Source organism: Mycolicibacillus trivialis (assembly GCF_002102395.1).
GTDB classification, from domain to species: domain Bacteria; phylum Actinomycetota; class Actinomycetes; order Mycobacteriales; family Mycobacteriaceae; genus Mycobacterium; species Mycobacterium triviale.
The window spans coordinates 70,091-90,317 of sequence record NZ_LQPZ01000028.1 but is presented as its reverse complement, the minus strand read 5'-3'; the positions used below and the strand labels follow the sequence as shown (position 1 = coordinate 90,317).

The 20,227-nt window shown below is 72.1% G+C and carries 19 protein-coding genes; 13 read left to right on the top strand and 6 right to left on the bottom strand.

From position 1 onward, the window contains the following. Positions 1 to 96 precede the first annotated feature (96 nt). Positions 97 to 2,052 (top strand): asparagine synthase (glutamine-hydrolyzing), encoded by a 1,956-nt coding sequence (asnB, locus tag AWC30_RS10950; protein ID WP_085110285.1) that lies wholly within the window; start codon positions 97 to 99, stop codon positions 2,050 to 2,052. 13 nt (positions 2,053 to 2,065) lie between these two features. Here the strand turns inward: asnB and AWC30_RS10945 are convergent, their stop codons facing one another. Continuing rightward, on the bottom strand, positions 2,066 to 3,040 hold the full coding sequence (locus tag AWC30_RS10945; RefSeq protein ID WP_085110218.1) for a carbohydrate kinase family protein: 975 nt from the start codon (positions 3,038 to 3,040) through the stop codon (positions 2,066 to 2,068). Between the two features lie 101 nt (positions 3,041 to 3,141). Here AWC30_RS10945 and AWC30_RS10940 point away from each other — a divergent pair, with 101 nt between their 5' ends. Beyond that, on the top strand, positions 3,142 to 3,783 hold the full coding sequence (locus AWC30_RS10940; RefSeq protein ID WP_085110217.1) for an Rv0361 family membrane protein: 642 nt from the start codon (positions 3,142 to 3,144) through the stop codon (positions 3,781 to 3,783). A 25-nt stretch (positions 3,784 to 3,808) separates the two neighbouring features. Here AWC30_RS10940 and AWC30_RS10935 read toward each other — a convergent pair whose 3' ends face one another. Next, complete coding sequence (locus AWC30_RS10935) at positions 3,809 to 4,165, bottom strand: HesB/IscA family protein (protein WP_085110216.1); 357 nt, start codon at positions 4,163 to 4,165, stop codon at positions 3,809 to 3,811. Positions 4,166 to 4,234: 69 nt separating this feature from the next. Further along, on the bottom strand, positions 4,235 to 5,359 hold the full coding sequence (locus tag AWC30_RS10930) for a glycerate kinase family protein (RefSeq protein WP_085110215.1): 1,125 nt from the start codon (positions 5,357 to 5,359) through the stop codon (positions 4,235 to 4,237). A 70-nt stretch (positions 5,360 to 5,429) separates the two neighbouring features. Here AWC30_RS10930 and AWC30_RS10925 point away from each other — a divergent pair, with 70 nt between their 5' ends. The 4 genes from AWC30_RS10925 to AWC30_RS10910 are packed head-to-tail and all read left to right on the top strand — an operon-like array spanning position 5,430 to position 8,469. After that, on the top strand, positions 5,430 to 6,107 hold the full coding sequence (locus AWC30_RS10925; RefSeq protein ID WP_234808041.1) for a DUF3043 domain-containing protein: 678 nt from the start codon (positions 5,430 to 5,432) through the stop codon (positions 6,105 to 6,107). A gap of 33 nt (positions 6,108 to 6,140) precedes the next feature. Then, positions 6,141 to 6,677, top strand: coding sequence for a bifunctional adenosylcobinamide kinase/adenosylcobinamide-phosphate guanylyltransferase (locus AWC30_RS10920; protein WP_234808040.1), 537 nt, complete (start codon positions 6,141 to 6,143; stop codon positions 6,675 to 6,677). Beyond that, positions 6,677 to 7,741 carry a nicotinate-nucleotide--dimethylbenzimidazole phosphoribosyltransferase gene (gene cobT, locus AWC30_RS10915; RefSeq protein ID WP_085110213.1) on the top strand — a complete coding sequence of 355 codons (1,065 nt, stop codon included), beginning with the start codon at positions 6,677 to 6,679 and terminating at the stop codon, positions 7,739 to 7,741. The genes AWC30_RS10920 and cobT overlap by 1 nt, the downstream gene beginning before the upstream one ends. Continuing rightward, entirely contained in the window at positions 7,738 to 8,469 is a 732-nt protein-coding gene (locus AWC30_RS10910) for an adenosylcobinamide-GDP ribazoletransferase (protein WP_085110212.1), read from the top strand. The genes cobT and AWC30_RS10910 overlap by 4 nt, the downstream gene beginning before the upstream one ends. Positions 8,470 to 8,478: 9 nt before the next feature. Here the strand turns inward: AWC30_RS10910 and AWC30_RS10905 are convergent, their stop codons facing one another. Both AWC30_RS10905 and gcvT read right to left on the bottom strand, forming a co-directional pair. Further along, a complete protein-coding gene (locus AWC30_RS10905) occupies positions 8,479 to 9,582 on the bottom strand; it encodes a branched-chain amino acid aminotransferase (RefSeq protein ID WP_085110211.1) in 1,104 nt (367 codons plus the stop codon). A 22-nt stretch (positions 9,583 to 9,604) separates the two neighbouring features. Beyond that, positions 9,605 to 10,699 carry a glycine cleavage system aminomethyltransferase GcvT gene (gene gcvT, locus AWC30_RS10900; RefSeq protein WP_085110210.1) on the bottom strand — a complete coding sequence of 365 codons (1,095 nt, stop codon included), beginning with the start codon at positions 10,697 to 10,699 and terminating at the stop codon, positions 9,605 to 9,607. Positions 10,700 to 10,730: 31 nt separating this feature from the next. Between gcvT and AWC30_RS10895 the strand changes: the two genes are divergently transcribed. Continuing rightward, entirely contained in the window at positions 10,731 to 11,798 is a 1,068-nt protein-coding gene (locus AWC30_RS10895) for an adenylate/guanylate cyclase domain-containing protein (protein ID WP_085110209.1), read from the top strand. Between the two features lie 11 nt (positions 11,799 to 11,809). After that, the gene (locus tag AWC30_RS10890; RefSeq protein ID WP_085110208.1) at positions 11,810 to 13,342 is read left to right on the top strand and encodes a leucyl aminopeptidase; all 1,533 of its coding nucleotides are present in this window, start codon (positions 11,810 to 11,812) and stop codon (positions 13,340 to 13,342) included. A gap of 4 nt (positions 13,343 to 13,346) precedes the next feature. Here the strand turns inward: AWC30_RS10890 and AWC30_RS10885 are convergent, their stop codons facing one another. Continuing rightward, positions 13,347 to 14,804, bottom strand: coding sequence for a PPE family protein (locus tag AWC30_RS10885; RefSeq protein WP_085110207.1), 1,458 nt, complete (start codon positions 14,802 to 14,804; stop codon positions 13,347 to 13,349). A gap of 260 nt (positions 14,805 to 15,064) precedes the next feature. Here AWC30_RS10885 and sucB point away from each other — a divergent pair, with 260 nt between their 5' ends. Genes sucB through AWC30_RS10860 form a run of 5 tightly spaced genes read left to right on the top strand, consistent with a single transcriptional unit; the run spans position 15,065 to position 20,227 of the window. After that, positions 15,065 to 16,852: a 2-oxoglutarate dehydrogenase, E2 component, dihydrolipoamide succinyltransferase gene (sucB, locus tag AWC30_RS10880; RefSeq protein WP_085110206.1), complete on the top strand. Its 1,788-nt coding sequence runs from the start codon at positions 15,065 to 15,067 to the stop codon at positions 16,850 to 16,852. A gap of 4 nt (positions 16,853 to 16,856) precedes the next feature. Continuing rightward, positions 16,857 to 17,759: a TIGR01777 family oxidoreductase gene (locus AWC30_RS10875; protein ID WP_085110205.1), complete on the top strand. Its 903-nt coding sequence runs from the start codon at positions 16,857 to 16,859 to the stop codon at positions 17,757 to 17,759. Between the two features lie 20 nt (positions 17,760 to 17,779). Then, on the top strand, positions 17,780 to 18,484 hold the full coding sequence (lipB, locus tag AWC30_RS10870; protein ID WP_085110282.1) for a lipoyl(octanoyl) transferase LipB: 705 nt from the start codon (positions 17,780 to 17,782) through the stop codon (positions 18,482 to 18,484). Then, positions 18,481 to 19,416, top strand: a complete 936-nt coding sequence (lipA, locus tag AWC30_RS10865; RefSeq protein ID WP_109562020.1) for a lipoyl synthase — start codon at positions 18,481 to 18,483, stop codon at positions 19,414 to 19,416. Before lipB ends, lipA begins: the two co-directional genes overlap by 4 nt. A 58-nt stretch (positions 19,417 to 19,474) precedes the next feature. Further along, on the top strand, positions 19,475 to 20,227 hold the full coding sequence (locus tag AWC30_RS10860) for a DUF4191 domain-containing protein (protein WP_085110204.1): 753 nt from the start codon (positions 19,475 to 19,477) through the stop codon (positions 20,225 to 20,227).

Genomic DNA, 20,227 nt, shown 5'->3' with positions numbered 1-20,227 from the left:
CTACGCACCGTAATCCACGACCGGAACACAGGCCCGACGAGCCACCGGTCCGTGTCCGAAATCGCCCTCGGCGACGGTGCGGCATACTGGGTCGCGATGTGTGGACTGCTGGCCTTCGTGGCCGCCTCCGGGGGAGCCCCGGCCGGCACCGGAACCATCGATCAGCGCGGGATCGCCGCGGCCGTCGCCGAGGCTTCACACCTGATGCGACACCGTGGCCCCGACGAGTTGGGGACCTGGTCCGACGAGCGGGTCGTCCTCGGCTTCAACCGGCTGTCGATCATCGACATCGAGCACTCCCACCAGCCGCTGCAGTGGGGCCCGCCGGAGTCGCCGGACCGCTACCGGCTGGTGTTCAACGGCGAGATCTACAACTACCTGGAGTTGCGGGAGCGGCTGCGCGCCGAGCACGGCGCGGTCTTCCACACCGGCGGCGACACCGAGGCGATCGCGGCCGCCTACCACTACTGGGGGACCGCGGCGCTGGCCCGGCTGCGCGGCATGTTCGCCTTCGCCCTGTGGGACACCCACACCGGTGAGCTGCTCTGCGCCCGCGACCCGTTCGGCATCAAACCGCTGTTCATGGCCGACGGGCCCGGCGGCACCGTGGTCGGCAGCGAGAAGAAGGCCCTGCTCGAACTCGCCGACCTGGTGGGTTTCGACACCGCCCTCGACGCGCGGGCGGTGCAGCACTACACCGTGCTGCAGTACGTGCCCGAACCGGAGACGCTGCACCGCGGGGTGCGCCGGCTGGAGTCGGGCTGCTACGCCCGGATCCGACCCGACTCCCCCGCCCCCGAGATCACCCGGTATTTCACCCCCCGATTCGAGGCCACCCCGATCGCCGCGGGCGCCGAGCAGGCCCGCTACGACGAGATCACCGCGGTGCTGGAGGACTCGGTCGCCAAACACATGCGCGCCGACGTCACGGTCGGGGCGTTTCTGTCCGGCGGCATCGACTCCACCGCGATCGCTGCGCTGGCCATCCGGCACAACCCCGACCTGATCACCTTCACCACCGGTTTCGAGCGCGAGGGGTTCTCCGAGGTGGACGTGGCGGTGGCCACCGCCGAGGCGATCGGGGCGCGCCACATCGCCAAGGTGGTCAGCCCGGCCGAATTCGTCGCCGCCCTGCCCGAGATCGTCTGGTACCTCGACGAGCCGGTGGCCGACCCGGCCCTGGTGCCGCTGTTCTTCGTCGCCCGCGAAGCCCGCAAGCACGTCAAGGTGGTGCTCAGCGGTGAGGGTGCCGACGAGTTGTTCGGCGGCTACACGATCTACCGGGAACCGCTGTCACTCAAGCCGTTCGACTATCTGCCCGCGCCGCTGCGCCGCGGGGTGGGCAGGATGTCCAAACCCCTGCCGGAGGGGATGCGCGGCAAGAGCCTGCTGCACCGCGGTTCGCTGACGTTGGAGCAGCGCTACTACGGCAACGCCCGCAGCTTCTCCGATGAGCAACTGCGGGCGGTGCTACCGCAGTTCTCCCCGGACTGGACCCACACCGACGTCACCGCCGCGATCTACGCGCAATCGCAGGGCTGGGACCCGGTGGCCCGCATGCAGCACATCGACCTGTTCACCTGGCTGCGCGGCGACATCCTGGTCAAAGCCGACAAGATGACGATGGCAAACTCGCTGGAGCTGCGGGTGCCGTTTCTGGACACCGAGGTCTTCGCGGTGGCCTCGAAGCTGCCGGTGTCGGCGAAGATCACCCGCACCACCACCAAGTACGCGCTGCGCCGGGCGCTGGAGTCGGTGGTGCCCGCCCATGTGCTCAACCGGCCGAAGCTGGGCTTCCCGGTGCCGATCCGGCACTGGCTGCGCGCCGGGGAGCTGCTGGACTGGGCACACGAGATGCTGAACACCTCGCAGGCCGACGAGTTCATCGACCTGGGCGCCGCACGACAGCTGCTCGAGGAGCACCGTGCCGGGGTCAGCGACCACAGCCGCCGGTTGTGGACGGTGTTGATCTTCCTGCTCTGGCACGCGATCTTCGTGGAGCGCAGCGTGGTGCCGCAGATCAGCGAACCGGATTACCCGGTGCAGTTGTAACCGGGACGTCGGCTCAGTGCAGCGCGGCGGCGATCTCGGCGGCGGCCTGATCGCCGTACGCGCCGGCCAGTCGGGTCACCGCGGCCTCCCGGTCCCACTCCCATTCCTGGGTGCCGGTCGATTCGAGCACCAGCACCGCGACCAGGCAGCCGAGCTGGGCGGAGCGTTCCAGGTTCAGCCCGGCGCTGCGGCCGGTGAGGAACCCGGCCCGGAAGGCGTCGCCGACCCCGGTGGGGTCCACCCGGCTGGTCTCCGGTACCACCCCGACGTGGACGCGTTCGCCGCCGGGCTCGACGATGTCGACCCCGTTCTCGCCGAGCGTGGTCACCCGCAGGCCGACCTGGCTCATCACGTCGGCCTCGCTCCAGCCGGTCTTGGACAGCAGCAGGTCCCACTCGTAGTCGTTGGTGAACAGATAGGTCGCACCGTCGACCAGGGTGCGGATCTCCTCGCCGGTGAGCCGCGCCAGCTGCTGGGAGGGGTCGGCGGCGAAGGGCAGCCCGAGTTCACGGCATTCGGCGGTGTGCCGGAACATCGCCTCCGGGTCGTTGGCCCCGACGATCACCAGCTCGGGTGCGCCGCCGTCGGCGACCAGCCCGGCCAGCGAGATGTCTCGGGCCTGCGACATCGCGCCCGGGTAGAACGACGCGATCTGGGCCATGTCCTGGTCGGTGGTGCACACGAACCGGGCGGTGTGCGCGGTCGTCGACACCAGGACGTGGTCGCAGTCGACGCCGTGGCTGGTCAGCCAGCGCCGGTAGTCGTCGAAGTCGGTGCCTGCGGCCCCGACGAGTTGGACCTGCCCGCCGAGCACGCCGATGGCGTAGGCCATGTTGCCGGCGACCCCGCCGCGGTGGACCACCAGATCGTCGACGAGGAAGCTCAGCGACACCTTCGCGAGGTGGTCGGCGAGCAGCTGTTCGGAGAATCGGCCGGGAAACCGCATCAAGTGGTCTGTCGCAATCGAACCGGTCACCGCTATCGCCACGAAGTCTCCGCCCTTTCTCGATCTGCCTGTCCAGCGAACGGTGCTCAGCGTAGCGGCCTGCGTCCTGATCGGGTCGCGCAGAGGTGCGCTAGCCTGCCTACATGACCGGCCCGTATCCCCTGCCGCCGCAGTTCGGCACGCACGGACCGCCCCGTCACGCAGCACACACCGGGCCGCACCCGGTCGGGTACGCCGGGCCGACGACCGGGCCACTGCCGGTGCCGCCGCCCGGCTACCAAGGTCCGCCGCCGCTGCCCTATCCCCCGCGCCGCTCGCCGTGGCCGCTGGCGATCGCGGTCACCGTGACGGTAGCGGTGATCGCGGCATTGGGTGCGGCGACCGTCTTCGCGGTGCGCGACACCGCCGCTCCGCTCACCGACACCGCCGCGCAGTCCGCGATCCAGGGGTATCTGGACGCGCTGGCCGATCGCGACATCGACGTGGTCGCCCGCAACACCTTGTGCGGCACCTACGACGCGGTGTCCGACCGCCGCTCCGACGAGGCGCTGGCCAAGCTGAGCAGCGACGCGTTCCGCAAGCAGTTCGACACCGCCGAGGTGACGTCGATCGACAAGATCGTGCTGCTCTCGGACTACCAGGCGCAGGTGTTGTTCAGCATGCGGGTGACGCTGGCCGTTGGCGGTGATCCGCGCGACGGTGTGCAGGGCACCGCGCAGCTTCTGATGCAGGACGACCAGATTCTGGTCTGCTCCTACGTGTTGCGGACCGGCGGGGCCTACTGATCGGCCCGGCCGGCCCGGCGGCGGCTCAGTTGAACGAGTCGCCGCAGGAGCAGGAGCCGCCTGCGTTCGGGTTCTCGATGGTGAAGCCCTGCTTCTCGATGCTGTCCACGAAGTCGATGGACGCCCCGTCGAGGTAGGGCAGGCTCATCCGGTCGACGGTGAGTTTCACCCCGGCGAACTCAGCGGTGGCGTCACCGTCGAGGGACCGGTCGTCGAAGAAGAGGTTGTAGCGCAGCCCCGAGCAGCCACCGGGCTGGACGGCGATCCGCAGCGCCAGGTCGTCGCGGCCCTCCTGGTCGAGCAGCGATTTCGCTTTCGCCGCTGCCGCGTCGGTGAGGATGACGCCGTGGGCGGCGGTGCTGGTCTCGTTCTGAACTGTCATTGCTTCTCCCTACACGTTGCGGCGTGTCAGACGCTGTCGCGGGCCGCTCGACGGCGAAAACCCACCAGGTCAACGGTACCGCGTCGGACTGTTATTCCCGAGTTGGGCCGCGGTCACCGTGGCGAGCCCCATCAGTTGGTTGACGGCGTCCTCCAACGCCAACTCTACCGACCCGGCGTAGTCGGAGATAGCCACCGCGGCGGCGATTCCGGCGGCGTGCAGCGCGGCGGGGTCCACGTCGACCTGGCCGGCCAGCACCAGCACCGGGGTCTGCCGCTCGCGGGCGGCGGCGGCCAGCGAGCCGACCACCTTGCCGCGCAGCGACTGCCGGTCGATCCGGCCCTCCCCGGTGACGATCAGATCGGTCACCTCCAAATCGGCGGCCAGCCCGGTGTGCTGGGCGATCACCGCGGCACCGGGGACTCGTCGGGCACCCAGCGCCAGCAGGGCCGCGCCGATCCCGCCGGCCGCTCCGGCCCCGGGCTCGGCGCTCACCTCGCGGCCGGCCGCGGTGTCCAACTCGACGGCCCACTCGGCGAGGCGCTCCTCGAGGAGGGTGACGGTGGCACGGTCGGCCCCCTTCTGCGGGCCGAACACCCGCGCCGCGCCCCACGGACCCAGCAGCGGGTGGTCGACGTCGGTGGCGGCCACCACGTCCAGCTCGGCCAACGCGCGCCGCGCGGCGATCAACCCGCCGAGGTGCTCCACCAGGCCGCGGCCGCCGTCGGTGGCGGCGCTGCCGCCCAGCCCGACCACGATCCGGCGCGCGCCGGCTTGCCGGGCGGCGTCGATGAGCTGGCCCACCCCGGCACTGTGCGCTGCCAGCGCGCTCTGCGGGGTGGGCGGACCGCCGAGCAACTCCAGGCCGCACGCCTGCGCGACCTCCAGGTAAGCGGTCTCGGTGTCCTGGTCGTAGAGCCAGGCCGCCTCGACATCGCTGTCCAGCGGCCCCCGCACCGGCAGTCGGCGGGTGCGCCGGCCGAGCCGGTCGGCGAGCACGGTGACGAACCCGGGGCCGCCGTCGGACTGTGGAGCGATGGTGAACTGGTCGCGGGGCCGCGACCGGTACCAGCCGGTGGCGATGGCCGCGGCCGCCTGCTGAGCGGTGAGGCTGCCGCCGAAACAGTCCGGGGCGATCAGCACCCGCAACGGCAGCGTGCCCGGCTCGGGGGGCGGCGCGGCGGCGTTGCTCATGCCAGCAGCGTAGGCCCAGCCGATGCGGCCGCATGCCCGACATCGAGATCAGCGAAGTAACCTGGCAGCCGTGAGGTTGCTGGGGCGCAGGAAAGACGACGACCGCGCCGCCGACACGGCGGGCGGGACCGACGAGGCCGCCGAAACCGGTGACGACGCCGCCCGTCCGGCGGGCACCACACCGCCCAAGGGCCGGCCCACCCCGCGCCGCGACGCCACCCGGCGCCGTGGGCCGGTAGCCCCGCCGCCGATGACCGCCGCCGAGGCTCGTGCCCGCCGCAAGGAACTCGCCGGCCCCAAACTCAGCCGGGAGGAGCGTCGGGCGCAACGCGCCGAGCGGCTCGAGCGGCGCACCGAGTACCGCGAGCGGATGCTGGCCGGCGACGACGCCTACCTGCTGCAACGCGACCGCGGGCCGGTCCGTGGCTATGCCCGCGACCTGGTCGACGCCCGCCGCAACCTGCTGGGTCTGTTCATCCCGTCGGCGATGCTGCTGCTGTTCCTGACGCTGAGCATGCCGCTGGCGGTGCAGCGTTACGTCTCGCTGGGCCTGCTGGTGCTGATGGCGGCGATGGCCGTCGACGCGGTGCTGCTGGGCCGCTACGTCAGCCGTCGGGTGGACGAGAAGTTCCCGGACAACACCGAGGCGCGCTGGCGGCTGACCATGTACGCGGCCGGCCGGGCCTCACAGCTGCGCCGGATGCGCGCCCCCCGCCCGCAGGTCGCCCGCGGTGAGCGGATCGGTTAGCCGGCGCCCGCCCGGCCCGACTGCGACGGCGTCGTGACCTCCCGACTGCTGGTGCTCGGCGGAATCCGGTCGGGCAAATCACGGTGGGCCGAGAGCCGGTTCGGCGCGCCCGGCCCGGCGGTGCGGTACCTGGCCACCGGGACCGGCGGCGATGATGCGGACTGGGCGGCCCGGGTCGACGCGCACCGCGCCCGCCGCCCGGCGCACTGGTCGACCGTCGAATCCACCGATGTGGCCGCCGTGTTGGGCCGGCCCCCGCACCCGCCGACCTTGGTCGACGACCTGGGCGGCTGGCTGACCGCGTTGCTGGACCGGCACGGCTGGGACCCGGCCGCACGGCTCGGCGCCGACGTCGACGCGCTGTGCGGCGCGGTGCGCGCCTTCCCCGCCGACCTGGTGTTGGTGAGCCCGGAGGTCGGGTTGAGCGTGGTCGCGGGGACGACGTCGGGCCGTCGCTTCGCCGACGAACTGGGCGCCCTCAACCAGCGGCTCGCCGCCGAGTGCGACCGGGTGGTGCTGGTGGTGGCCGGGCAGCCCCTCGAGGTCAAACCGGACGGGGGTGGTCGCTGATGGACCCCGCCGACGCCCGATACGACCCGGTGCAGGCGCCGGACCCGGCCGTCGCCGAGGCGGCCCGCGCCCGCCAGGCCGACCTGATCAAGCCGCCCGGTTCGCTGGGCCGGCTGGAGGAACTGTCGGTGTGGGCCGCCGCCTGCCAGGGCCGCTGCCCGCCGCAGCCGTTCCAGCGGGCCAGGATCGTGGTGTTCGCCGGCGACCACGGGGTGGCCCACGCCGGCGTCTCGGCCTATCCGCCGCAGGTCACCGCGCAGATGCTGGCCGGGATCAACGCGGGCGGCGCGGCGATCAACGCGCTGGCCGAGGTGGCGGGCGCGTCGGTGCGGGTGGCCGACCTGGCCGTCGACGCCGAACCGGACTCCGCGCCGCCGGGAGCGCACAGGGTGCGCCGCGGCAGCGGCGACATCACCCGGGAGGACGCGCTCACCGAACAGCAGGCCGTCGCCGCGGTCGCCGCGGGCCGCGCCATCGCCGACGAGGAGGTCGACGCCGGAACCGACCTGCTGATCGCCGGGGACATGGGGATCGGCAACACGACGGTCGCCGCGGTGCTGATCGCGGCGCTGGTCGGCGCCGAGCCGGTCGCGGTGGTCGGTCGTGGCACCGGCATCGACGACGCCGGCTGGGCGCGTAAGACCGCGGCGGTGCGCGACGCGCTGTTCCGGTCCCGGGCGGTGCGGTCGGATCCGGTCGCGTTGCTGCGGGTCTGCGGCGGGGCGGATCTGGCCGCGATGGCCGGGTTCTGCGCGCAGGCCGCGGTGCGGCGCACCCCGGTGCTGCTCGACGGGGTGGTCGCGGCGGCGGCGGCGCTGCTGGCCGACCGGCTGGCCCCGGGTGCGCGACGGTGGTGGCAGGCCGGGCACCGCTCGGCGGAGCCGGCCCACGCGCTGGCGCTCGCCGATCTGGGTCTGGAGCCGATTCTGGACCTGGGGATGCGGCTGGGCGAGGGCACCGGCGCGGCGGTGGCCCTGCCGGTGCTGCACGCGGCGGTGGCCGCGCTCGCCTCGATGTCCACCTTCGACGAGGCCGGGGTCGCCCGCCCCGACGGGCCGCGATGATCGGTTCGCTGCGCAGCGCGTTCGCGTTCGCCACCGTGCTGCCGGTGCGCGGCGCGGGCCCGCTGGGGCGGGGCGGGCTGACCGCCCTGCCGGTGGTCGGGGTCGCGCTGGGCGGGTTGGCGGCCGCGGTCTGCACGGCCGGGGCCGCGGTATTCGGCCCGGGCAGCACGTTGGCCGGGCTGCTCGCGGTCGCGGTGCTGGCCGCCGCCACCCGCGGCCTGCACCTCGACGGGTTGGCCGACACCGCCGACGGGCTCGGCTGCTACGGGCCGCCCGAACGCGCGCTCCAGGTGATGCGCGACGGGCCCAGCGGCCCCTTCGGGGTGATCGCGGTGGTGGTGGTGATGGTGGCGCAGACCGCGGGGTTTCCGGTGCTGGGTCCGGCCGCGATCGTGGTGGCGGTGGTATGCGGGCGGGTGGCCGCGGTGGCGGCCTGCCTGCGCGGGCGGCCTGCGGCGGCCGGCAGCGCCCTGGGCACCCGGGTGGCCGGCAGTCAGAGTCTGCCGGTGGTGTCCGGCTGGGTGCTGCTGTTGGTGGCGGCGTCGGTGTTCGCGACGCCGACGCGATGGCTCGGGCCGGTCGCGGTGGTGGTCGGGTTGGCGGCCGCGCTGCTGCTGGTCGCGCACTGCCGGCGCCGGTTCGGCGGGGTCAGCGGCGATGTCCTGGGCGCGGCGGTGGAGGTGGCCACCACCGCGGCGGTGCTGGTGCTGGCCGCGGGCCCCGGCTGAGCGAACCGGTCAGCTGAGCCGCGCCATCCAGCCGTGGGTGTCGGCGAAGGTGCCGCGCTGGATACCGGTGAGGGTGTCGCGCAACGCCATCGTCACCTCGCCGGGCTCGCCGTCGGCGACGGTGAAGTCGCCGTCGGCGTATTTGACGTGGCTGACCGGGGTGATGACCGCGGCGGTGCCGCAGGCGAACACCTCGGTGATCTCCCCCGCCAGCGTCTTCTTCTGCCACTCGTCGACGTCGATCTTGCGTTCCTCGACGCTGAAGCCGGCGTCGACCGCCAGCTGCAGCAACGAATCCCGGGTGATGCCGGGCAGCAGGGAGCCGGACAGTTCCGGGGTGACCAGCCGCGCGGACCCGCCGCTGCCGAACACGAAGAACAGGTTCATGCCGCCCATCTCTTCGATGTAGCGCCGTTCGGTCGCGTCCAGCCAGACCACCTGGTCGCAGCCCTGCTCGGCGGCCTGCGCCTGGGCGAGCAGCGACGCAGCGTAGTTGCCGCCGAACTTCGCGGCACCGGTGCCGCCCGGGGAGGCCCGCACGTACTCGGTGGACAGCCACACGCTGACCGGTTTGATCCCGCCCTTGAAGTAGGCGCCGGCCGGTGAGCCCAGCACCAGGTAGCGGTATTCGCGGGCCGGGCGCACCCCCAGCCCCGGCTCGGTGGCGAAGACGAACGGCCGCAGGTACAGGGACTCCTCACCGCCGGCCCGCGGCACCCACTGCCGGTCCACCGCGATCAGCTGCCGCAGCGATTCGAGGAAGACCTCGTCGGGCAGTTCGGGGATGGCCAACCGGCGCGACGACGATCGCAGTCGGGCGGCGTTGGCCTCCGGCCGGAACGACACCACCGAACCGTCCGCCCAGCGGTAGGCCTTGAGCCCTTCGAAGACCTCCTGGGCGTAGTGCAGCACGATCGCCGACGGGTCGAGTTCGATGGGGCCGTAGGGGATCACCCGGGCGTCGTGCCAGCCCCGTTCGGCGGTGTAGTCGATCGACACCATGTGGTCGGTGTGGTATCTGCCGAAGCCGGGGTCGGCCAGGATGGATTCCCGGACCGCATCGGCCGTCGGGTTCGGGTTGACCGTGACGGTGAACTCGGGGCCGCTGCTCATGGGGTGATTGTATCCCCGCCTCTCAACGGGTTTTTGGCGTCACGAACGGTGGCCGGACGACTTCGCAGGCCAAGGCGCGGCCCCGGACGTCGACGGTGAGCCGGGCGCCGTCGGCGATCTCGGCGGCGGTGTCGATCAGCGCCAGCGCGATCCCGGCCCGCAGGGTCGGCGAGAACGTACCCGAGGTGGTCTGCCCGACCGGGGTGTCCCCGTCGAGCACCGTCTGGCCGGCGCGCAGCACCCCACGGTCCACGGCCCGCAACCCGCGCACCACCCGCGCCGGTCCGGCCTCCTTCTCGGCCAGCAGCGCCGACCGCCCCCAGAACTGCGGCTTTTTCCAGCCCACCGCCCAGCCGCAGCGGGCCTGCACCGGGGAGATGTCGAGGGACAGTTCGTGGCCGTGCAGCGGGTAGCCCATCTCGGTGCGCAGCGTGTCACGGGCGCCCAGCCCGGCCGGCGCACCCTCGCGGGCCTCCACGGCGTTCAGCAACGCGTCGAACAGCGGCTGGGCCGACTCCCAGGCCGGGAACAGTTCGTAGCCCTGCTCGCCGGTGTAGCCGCTGCGGCACACCCGCACCGGCGCACCCCGGTAACTGGTGTCGACGAACGCCATGTAGTCCATCTCGGTCGGCAGGCCCAGCTCCTCGATCACCGCCGGCGCCTGTGGCCCCTGGACCGCGAGCACCGCCATGCTGCGGTGCTCGTCGGTGACGGTGATCCCGGCCGGAGCGGCGTCGCTGAGCGCGCCGATCACGGCGCCGATGTTGGCGGCGTTGGGGACCAGGAAAATCTCGTCGTCGGCGACGCGGTAGGCGATGAGATCGTCGATGACTCCGCCGGATTCGTTGCAGCACAACGTGTATTGAGCCTGCCCGGGTCCGATCTTGGACAGGTCGTTGGTGAAGGCGGTGTTGACGAACGCCGCGGCGCCGGGCCCGCGCACGGTGGCCTTGCCGAGGTGGCTGACATCGAAGAGTCCGACGGTGGTGCGGGTCGCGTTGTGTTCGGCGACGGTGCCCGCGAAGGATACCGGCATCGACCAGCCGCCGAATTCACCGAAGGTGGCTCCGAGTTCGCGGTGGCGGGCTTCCAGTGGTCCGTGTTGCAGTTCGCTCACACCGAACCACCCTAATCGGCAGACTGAGACGATGACCGGTCCCCGACACTCCGGCGAGCGGCGCGCGGCGCTGGTCGCCTACCTCGGCGCGCTGGGTTTCACCGCCGAGGAGATGGCCGACGCTGAACGGCGCGGCCGGCTGTTCGGGCTGGCCGGCGACGCGCTGGGCTGGTCGGGACCGCCCCGGTTCAACCTGCGGGACGCCGCGGCCACGCTGGGGGTGACGGTCGGCGAACTCGAGCGCACCTGGACGATGCTCGGTCTGCGTCTCGAGGATGCGGACGCACCCACGCTGAGCCGGGCCGATGTCGATGCGTTGGGCACCTGCGTGGCGATGCGCGACCAGCTCGGCTACCTCGCCGAGGGGTTCCTGCGGGTGCTGGGGGTGACGATGGCGCGGTTGGCCGAGGCCGAGTCGTCGATGATCCGGGCGGCCCGGCCCGACGTGTGGCTCGACCACAGCGGCGACGAGCTCACCACGGCGCAGGCCTGGCGGGCGGCCGCGGAGTTCATTCCGCGGGTGGGGGCGCTGATCGACACCATCCACCGCCACCATCTGGTCAGCGCCCGCACCTTCCTGGAGGATCTCGGCGGCGGGCCGACACTGAGCCTGGTCTGCGGGGTCGGGTTCACCGACCTGTCCGGGTTCACCGCGCTGACCCGACTGTTGTCCCCGGTCGAGTTGACCGAGCTGGTGACCGGCTTCGTGGCCACGGTGACCGATGCGGTGCACGCGGCGGGCGGACGGGTGGTGAAATTCATCGGCGACGCCGTGATGTGGGTGAGTGCCACCCCGGACCTGCTGGTCAGCGCGGCGATCGATCTGGTCGATCACCCCAGGGCGATCGAGGCCGGGGTGCGGGTGCGCGCCGGGTTGGGCTACGGCGAGATCCTGGCGGTCAACGGCGATTACTTCGGCAACCCGGTCAACCTGGCCGCGCGGCTGGTCTCCGCCGCCGACCCGAGCCAGATCCTGGTCGCCGAGAACCTGCGCGTGCTGCTGCCCGATTGGCCGGCCCGGGCGCTGGACCCATTGACCCTCAAGGGCTTCGACGGGCCCATCGCGGCATACGAGCTGGGGCGCGCCAGCACTCGATAGGGTGGGTCTCCGTGAGCATCGATTCCGGTTACCAGTCCCCCACCGTCTCCGTCGCCGCCGAACTGCCGGATGGTGCCGACGATTCCACCGCCGCCGCCGTGCTGATCGTGCCCGTCGTCAGCGACGACGACCGGGCCGCGCTGGCCGCGACCGAGCCCGCGCTGGCCGCGGAGGCCGTGAGCGAGATCGAGACCGGTCTGCGCGCGCTGGGCGCCACCGGTGCGACCGACCAGGTGCATCGGCTGGTGGTGGCGTCGCTGCCGGCGGGCAGCGTGCTCACCGTCGGCCTGGGCGAGTCGCGCGACGCCTGGTCCCCCGACGCGGTGCGCCGCGCCGCAGGCACCGCTGCCCGGGCGCTCAACGGCGCCGCCTCGGTGATCACCACCCTGTCCGGGCTCCCCGGCACCGGGGTGGTCGGCGCCGCGGTGGAGGGGCTGATCCTGGGCGCCTACCGGTTCACCGATTTCCGCAGCGACAAGACCGCCCCCAAGGACGCCGGGCTGGGCGCGATCACGGCGCTGTCGGCGGCGAGCAGCGCACAACGGGAAGCCGAGCACGCCACCGCCGTGGCGACCGCGGTGGCCACCGCCCGCGACTTCGTCAACACCCCGCCCAGCCACCTGTACCCGGCCGAGTTCGCCCGGCGGGCCGCTGCCCTGGCCGAGGACGCCGGCCTCGAGGTCGAGGTGCTCGACGAGACGGCGCTGGCCGACGCCGGTTACGGCGGGGTGATCGGGGTCGGGCAGGGCTCGTCGCGGCCGCCGCGGCTGGTGCGGTTGATCCACCGGCCGCCGACCGGCACCAAGCCCAAGCGGGTCGCGCTGGTCGGTAAGGGGATCACCTTCGACACCGGTGGCATCTCGATCAAGCCGGCCGCCAACATGCACCACATGACCTCCGACATGGCCGGGGCGGCCGCGGTGATCGCGACCGTGGTGCTGGCCGCGCGCCTGCAGTTGCCGATCGACGTCATCGCCACGGTGCCGATGGCCGAGAACATGCCGTCGTCGACCGCGCAGCGCCCCGGTGACGTGCTGACCCAGTACGGCGGCACCACCGTGGAGGTGCTCAACACCGACGCGGAGGGCCGGCTGGTGCTGGCCGATGCGATCGTGCGGGCCTGCGAGGACGACCCGGACTACCTCATCGAGACCTCGACGCTGACCGGCGCGCAGACCGTCGCGCTGGGCACCCGCACCCCCGGGGTGATGGGCAGCGAGGAGTTCCGGGACCGGGTCGCGGCGATCTCGCAGGCCGTCGGCGAGAACGGGTGGCCGATGCCGCTGCCCGACGAACTGCGCGAGGAGCTGAAATCCACGGTGGCCGATTTGGCCAACGTCAGCGGTCAGCGGTTCGCCGGGATGTCGGTGGCCGGGGTGTTCCTGCGGGAGTTCGTCGCCGAGGACGTGCAGTGGGCGCACATCGACGTGGCGGGCCCGGCGTACAACAGCGGCAGCCCCTGGGCCTACACCCCCAAGGGCGGCACCGGCGTGCCGACCCGCACCATGATCGCCGCGCTGGAGGACATCGCCGCCCACGGCTGACCGGTCACCGCCGGTCGGTCGGCTCCCAACCGGCCGGCACCATCGGGACGGCCGGTCCGCGACCGAAGTCGTCGGCGTCGAGGGTGGCCAGCCCGGCCGCCGTTCGGCGCTCTCCGCGCTGCGCGGTGCCGGCGAAGCCGATCGCGCCGGCCCCCTCGTCGGAGACGGCCGCGACGGTGTCGGCGCTGTCGGCTTCGGCGCTCATCCGCATCGGCTCACGGCCGCGGTCGGTGTCGGTGGAGCGCCGGTTGCGGCGGCCGCGGGCCGCCCGGCGCGCGGCCGCGGCACTCGCTTCCGCCACCGGGGTGCCGATCCCGGGGGCACGGAGGCGGGCTTGCGCGGCCACCCGCACCGCCGGGCCCAGCGTGGGGCCGCCGTCGCCGCCGGGTACGGCGAACCCGACCGCTTCGGCGCCGGTCGCCGGCGGTGGCGCGGCGGCCGGAGCGGGTGCCGGTGCGGGAGCCGGGGCCGGCGACGCGGGGGCCGCGGGGGCGGGTGCCGGGGCGGCACCCGGTGCGCCGGCGGCCACCGGTGCGGGTACCCGCAGCGGGGCGGATTCGGTGCCGGGCAACGCGGTCGGTGCCGGGGTCGGCGCCGGTGCGGTGGCGACGCCGGCCAGTCCGGCGAGCCCGGCCAGCCCGCCCAGGCTCGCGATCGACAGCATGAGCGCCGGCTGGAGCAGCGCCGGGGCGAACTGCAGTGCGGTGGAAAGCAACTGACTGGCATGGAAGGTCAGGTCCGCCATCACCATCGGCAGATCGGTCAGCAGCGCCGAGGGGTTGGTGAACAGATCGGTGAGCAGCAACTGGAAGTTCTTGAGCTGTTCGGAGCCGACCTCGGTCCACCACTGCGGGTCGGTGGGGTTGAGTTCCCCATCGTGGGCGCCGTCGCCATGGTCGTGGTCGTGGTCACCGCTGTGCTCGGTGGTGAGGATCCGGGGCGCCGGTGCGGTCTGCGGGGTGGCGACCAGCGCGCCGGTGCTGGTGGCGTCGTAGGCGGTCATGACGGTGGCGGCCTGGATCCACATCCGGACGTAGTCGGCTTCGTTCAGGGCGATCGGGACGGTGTTGATGCCGAAGAAGTTGGTGGCCACCAGCACGCCGTGCACGGCGTGGTTTGCGGCGAGTTCGGCCAGCGTCGGCATTCCGGCGAGCGCGGTGGTGTAGGCGGCGGCCGCGGTGTGGTGCTGGGCGGCGGCGCCCGCGGCATCGGAGCTGGCCTGCGCCAGCCAAGCCAGGTAGGGCACGTGCGCGGCGAGATAGCGTGCGGCGGAAGGGCCCTGCCAGGCGCCGGCTGCGGTGGCGCCGAGCAGTGCGGTCAGCTCACCTGCGGCACCGGCGTATTCCGCGCTCAGCGTCGACCAGGCACCGGCCGCGGCCTCCAGTGCGGCCGGGCCGGGACCGCTGCTCAGCGCACCGGAATGCACTTCCGGCGGCAGAGCCATCCAGACCGGCGCCGTCATCCACCCTCCCGACGATAATGACAATCGTTGTCGACAAGGATTACGGTAACCGCTCGGCGGCTGATTTGAAAACCGTTTTCAACAGTGTCGTCCAAATCGGCGCCGACGGAGGGCCGGGTTCGCCGCCCCGCCGTGGCGCGTTGGGACGGCAGTGACAGGATGGTCGACAGAAACGACCTCAGTTTCCGCCCGGATTCACAGCGCTGTGGTAAGCCAGAGGTCGAACCTGTGTTCAGCCGACCGATCGAGGAGTCAAGACGATGTCCTTCTCCGTGCAGATGCCGGCACTCGGCGAGAGCGTCACCGAGGGCACCGTCACCCGGTGGCTCAAGAAGGAGGGCGACACCGTCGAGGTCGACGAGCCGCTCCTGGAGGTCTCCACCGACAAGGTCGACACCGAGATCCCCTCACCCGCGGCCGGCGTTTTGACCCGGATCATCGCCGAGGAGGACGACACCGTCGAGGTCGGCGGTGATCTCGCGGTGATCAGCGAGTCCGGTGAGGACACCGGCGGCGACGACGACCACGACGCCGACAGCGGCGGCCAGGACGACTCCGACACCGCTGACTCCGCTGACTCCGCTGACTCCGACACCGCCGACTCCGGCGAGCGCGAGGAGCAGCCCGCCGCGGACAGCTCATCGGACGCCGGGGACTCGTCCGGCGGCCAGTCCGGTGACGAGGGCCAGTCGGTGGTGATGCCGGAGTTGGGCGAATCGGTCACCGAGGGCACCGTGACCCGCTGGCTGAAGCAGGTCGGCGACCCGGTCCAGGTGGACGAGCCGCTGGTCGAGGTCTCCACCGACAAGGTCGACACCGAGATCCCCTCGCCGGTCGCCGGGGTGCTGCTGTCGATCACCGCCGAGGAGGACGACACCGTCGAGGTCGGCGGTGAACTGGCCCGCGTCGGCTCCGGCGGTGCCGGGGGTGGCGACCGCGAGAGCGCGAAGCCCGAACCGAAACCCGAACCCAAGCCTGAGCCTGAGCCCGAGCCGGAACCCGAACCCGAACCCGAGCCCGAGCAGAAGCGCGCACCCGAGCCGAAGCCGGAGCCGAAACCCGAACCGGCAGAGCCGCAGGCGAAGAAGTCCGCCGGCACCCCGCAGTCCGGCGTTCCCTACGTCACCCCGCTGGTGCGCAAGCTGGCCACCGACAACGACGTCGATCTCAGCCAGGTGAAGGGCACCGGCGTGGGCGGGCGCATCCGCAAGCAGGACGTACTCGAGGCCGCCGAACGGCAGAAACAGCCCGCCGCCGAGCCCGCGCCGTCGCGGCCGTCGGCCGCGCAGCCCGCTCCCCCGCAGCCGGCGCCCGCACTGGCCCACCTGCGCGGTACCACCAAGAAGGCCAACCGGATCCGGAAACTCACCGCGAAGAAGACCCGCGAGTCGTTGCAGGCCACCGCGCAGCTCACCCAAACCCATGAGGTCGACATGACCCGGGTGGTGTCGCTGCGCGCCCGCGCCAAGGCCGACTTCGCCGAACGGGAGGGCGTCAACCTCACCTACCTGCCGTTCATCGCCCGCGCGGTGATCGACGCGTTGAAGTCCCACCCGAACGTCAACGCCAGCTACAACGAGGACACCAACGAGATCACCTACTACGACGCCGAGCACCTCGGTATCGCGGTCGACACCGAGCAGGGGCTGCTGTCCCCGGTGATCCACAATGCCGGTGACCTGTCGCTGGGCGGGCTGGCCCGGGCCATCGCCGACCTCGCTTCACGGGCCCGGTCGAACAACCTGCGGCCCGACGAACTGTCCGGCGGCACGTTCACGATCACCAACATCGGCAGCCAGGGCGCCCTGATGGACACCCCGATCCTGGTGCCGCCGCAGGCGGCGATGCTGGGGACCGGAGCGATCGTCAAACGCCCGCGGGTCATCGTCGACGATTCCGGCAACGAGTCGATCGGTGTGCGGTCGGTCTGCTACCTGCCGCTGACCTACGACCACCGCCTCATCGACGGCGCCGACGCCGGCCGGTTCCTCACCACCGTCAAACAGCGGCTCGAAGAAGGGGCGTTCGAGGCCGACCTGGGGCTTTGACGACGTGTCCGACGCGGTCATCGCCATCGCGGGCTCCTCGGGGCTGATCGGCACGGCCCTGGTCGCCGCGCTGCGCTCCGCCGACCAACACGTGGTGCGCATCGTGCGGCGGCCGCCGGCCAACTCCGACGAGCTGTACTGGAACCCCGACAGTGGCGAGCTCGACAGTGCGGCGCTGGCCGACGTCGACGCGGTGGTCAACCTGTGCGGCATCAACATCAACCGGCGCCGATGGTCGGGTAGCTTCAAACAGCAACTGCGCGACAGCCGGATCACCCCGACCGAGGTGCTGGCCGCCGCGGTGGCCGAATCCGGGGTCGGCGTGCTGGTCAACGCCAGCGCCGTCGGCTACTACGGCAACACCCGCAACCGGGCGGTCGACGAGACCGGCCCGGCCGGAGCAGGCTTCCTCGCCCAGCTCTGCCAGGACTGGGAGGCCGCGACCGGCGCGGCCAACGCGGCGGGCGCGCGGGTGGTGCTGGCCCGCACGGGTTTGGTGCTGGCCCCCTCCGGCGGGGCCCTCAAACCGCTGCGGCTGCTGTTCGGGCTGGGAGCCGGTGGCCGGCTCGGCAACGGCCGCCAGTACATGTCCTGGATCAGCCTGGAGGACCAGGTGCGCGCGGTGTTGTTCGCACTCTCGCACGAGGAACTGGCCGGGCCGGTGAACTTCACCGGCCCCGCACCGGTCACCAACGCCGAGTTCACCGACGCGCTCGGCCGGTCGGTGAACCGGCCGACCCGACTGGCGCTGCCCGGTTTCGCGGTGCGCGCCGCCCTCGGTGAGTTCGCCGACGAAGGGTTGCTCGTCGGCCAGCGGGTCATCCCGGCGGCGTTGGAGCGGGCCGGTTTCCAGTTCCAACACAACACCATCGGCGAGGCGCTGAGCTACGCCAACGCCCGGCAGTGACCCCGGGTAACGTCACTGACGTGGCCACCTCGATCCGATCGCAGACCGCGGCGCTGACCGTCCGGCAACTCGGCACCGTCGACTACCACGCGGCGTGGCAGTTGCAGCGCGAGTTGCTCGACGCTCGGGTGGCCGGCGGCCCGGACACCATGCTGCTGCTCGAACACCCGGCGGTCTACACCGCCGGGCGGCGCACCCTCGAGCACGAGCGGCCGATGGACGGGACCCCCGTCGTCGACACCGACCGGGGCGGCAAGATCACCTGGCACGGCCCCGGCCAGCTGGTCGGCTACCCGATCATCGGGCTGGCCGAACCGCTGGATGTGGTGAATTACGTTCGGCGCCTTGAGGAAGCCCTCATCCGGGTCTGCGCCGACCTGGGCGTCGAGACGATGCGGGTGGAGGGCCGTTCCGGGGTGTGGTGCCCCGGCGGCGGTGGACGCCCGGCCCGCAAGATCGCCGCGATCGGGGTGCGCGTCTCCCACGGCACGACCCTGCACGGGTTCTCCCTGAACTGCGACTGCGACCTCGGCGCGTACTCGGCGATCGTGCCGTGCGGCATCACCGACGCCGGGGTGACGTCCCTGTCGGCGGAGTCGGGCCGCGCGATCACCGTCGAGCAGGTCCGCGCACCGGTCGCGGCCGCGGTCGCCGACGCGTTGGACGGCCGGCTGCCCCTGACCTGGCAGCCGCCGACCACGGCTCGCGTAGCATCGAACCCGTGAGTGTCGCTCCGGATGGCCGCAAACTGCTCCGGCTGGAAGCACGCAACGCGCAGACCCCGATCGAACGCAAACCGTCGTGGATCAAAACCCGCGCCAAGATGGGCCCGAACTACACCGATCTCAAGGGCCTGGTCCGCCGCGAGGGCCTGCACACCGTCTGCGAGGAAGCCGGCTGCCCCAACATCTACGAATGCTGGGAGGACCGTGAAGCCACGTTCCTCATCGGCGGCGAGGTCTGCACCCGGCGCTGCGCGTTCTGTCTGATCGACACCGGCAAGCCGAAGAAGCTCGACCGCGACGAGCCGCGCCGGGTCGCCGAGAGCGTGCAGACGATGGAGTTGCGCTACTCCACCGTCACCGGGGTGACCCGCGACGACCTGCCCGACGAGGGCGCCTGGCTCTACGCCGAGACGGTGCGGGCGATCAAACGGCTCAACCCCGAGACCGGGGTGGAGTTGCTGATCCCGGACTTCAGCGGGAAACCCGACCTGCTCACCGAGGTGTTCGAATCACGCCCGGAGGTGTTGGCGCACAACGTCGAGACCGTGCCGCGGATCTTCAAGATCATCCGCCCGGCGTTCAACTACCAGCGCAGCCTCGACGTGTTGACCCAGGCCCGCGACTTCGGCCTGGTCACCAAGAGCAACCTGATCCTGGGCATGGGCGAGACGCCCGAGGAGATCCGGTCCGCGCTGACCGACCTCTACGAGGCGGGCGCCGAACTGGTCACCATCACCCAGTACCTGCGGCCGTCGCCACGACACCACCCCATCGACCGGTGGGTCAAACCGCAGGAGTTCGTCGAGCACGCCCAGTTCGCCGAGGAACTCGGTTTCGCCGGGGTGATGTCGGGGCCGCTGGTGCGGTCGTCGTACCGGGCGGGCCGGCTGTACAAACAGGCGATGGAACGCCGCGCCACTGCGCGCAGCTAGACCGACCACCACACGGCTGCGGCGGGCGCCAGTCCGCGCCGAAGTATCCTTGGGTGCTATGCCGAAACGTCGTTCCGCCGCCGAAACGAAAGCCGCCCGCGCCGAGGCCAAGGCCGCCCGCAAGGCCGCCGCGCGGCAACGCCGCAGCCAGTTGTGGCAAGCGTTCAATCTGCAACGCAAAGAAGACAAGCGGCTGCTGCCCTACATGATCGGCGCGTTCGTGCTGATCGTGGGCGCCTCGGTCGCGCTGGGTCTGACCGGCGGCACGTTCTCGAAGGTCACGATGATCCCGCTGGGTGTGGTGCTCGGCGGCCTGGTCGCGTTCATCATCTTCGGTCGTCGCGCGCAGCGGTCGGTCTACCGCAAGGCCGACGGCCAGATCGGTGCGGCGGCGTGGGCGCTGGACAACCTGCGCGGCAAATGGCGGGTGACCCCGACGGTGTCGGGCACCGGCAACTTCGACGCGGTACACCGGGTGCTGGGCCGGCCGGGAGTGATCCTGGTCGCCGAGGGCTCCGCCAGCCGGGTCAAGCCGTTGCTCGCCCAGGAGAAGAAACGCACCGCGCGACTGGTCGGCGACGTGCCGATCTACGACATCATCGTCGGCAACGAGGAGGGGCAGGTCCCGCTGGCGAAGCTGGAGCGTCACCTCAACAAACTGCCGGCCAACATCCCGGTCAAGCAGATCGACGCGCTGGAGTCGCGGATGGCGGCGCTGGGCTCGCGGATGGGTCCGGCCGCGATGCCCAAGGGGCCGCTGCCGCCCGGCGCGAAACTGCGCGGCGTGCAGCGCACCGTGCGCCGCAAGTAG

Bases quoted from the DNA above. Each gene is read 5' to 3' on its own strand.
- asnB (WP_085110285.1), top strand. From the start codon at position 97: ATGTGTGGACTGCTGGCCTTCGTGGCCGCCTCCGGGGGAGCCCCGGCC.
- AWC30_RS10940 (WP_085110217.1), top strand. From the start codon at position 3,142: ATGACCGGCCCGTATCCCCTGCCGCCGCAGTTCGGCACGCACGGACCG.
- AWC30_RS10935 (WP_085110216.1), bottom strand. From the start codon at position 4,165: ATGACAGTTCAGAACGAGACCAGCACCGCCGCCCACGGCGTCATCCTC.
- AWC30_RS10930 (WP_085110215.1), bottom strand. From the start codon at position 5,359: ATGAGCAACGCCGCCGCGCCGCCCCCCGAGCCGGGCACGCTGCCGTTG.
- cobT (WP_085110213.1), top strand. From the start codon at position 6,677: ATGGACCCCGCCGACGCCCGATACGACCCGGTGCAGGCGCCGGACCCG.
- AWC30_RS10910 (WP_085110212.1), top strand. From the start codon at position 7,738: ATGATCGGTTCGCTGCGCAGCGCGTTCGCGTTCGCCACCGTGCTGCCG.
- AWC30_RS10905 (WP_085110211.1), bottom strand. From the start codon at position 9,582: ATGAGCAGCGGCCCCGAGTTCACCGTCACGGTCAACCCGAACCCGACG.
- AWC30_RS10895 (WP_085110209.1), top strand. From the start codon at position 10,731: ATGACCGGTCCCCGACACTCCGGCGAGCGGCGCGCGGCGCTGGTCGCC.
- AWC30_RS10885 (WP_085110207.1), bottom strand. From the start codon at position 14,804: ATGACGGCGCCGGTCTGGATGGCTCTGCCGCCGGAAGTGCATTCCGGT.
- sucB (WP_085110206.1), top strand. From the start codon at position 15,065: ATGTCCTTCTCCGTGCAGATGCCGGCACTCGGCGAGAGCGTCACCGAG.
- AWC30_RS10860 (WP_085110204.1), top strand. From the start codon at position 19,475: ATGCCGAAACGTCGTTCCGCCGCCGAAACGAAAGCCGCCCGCGCCGAG.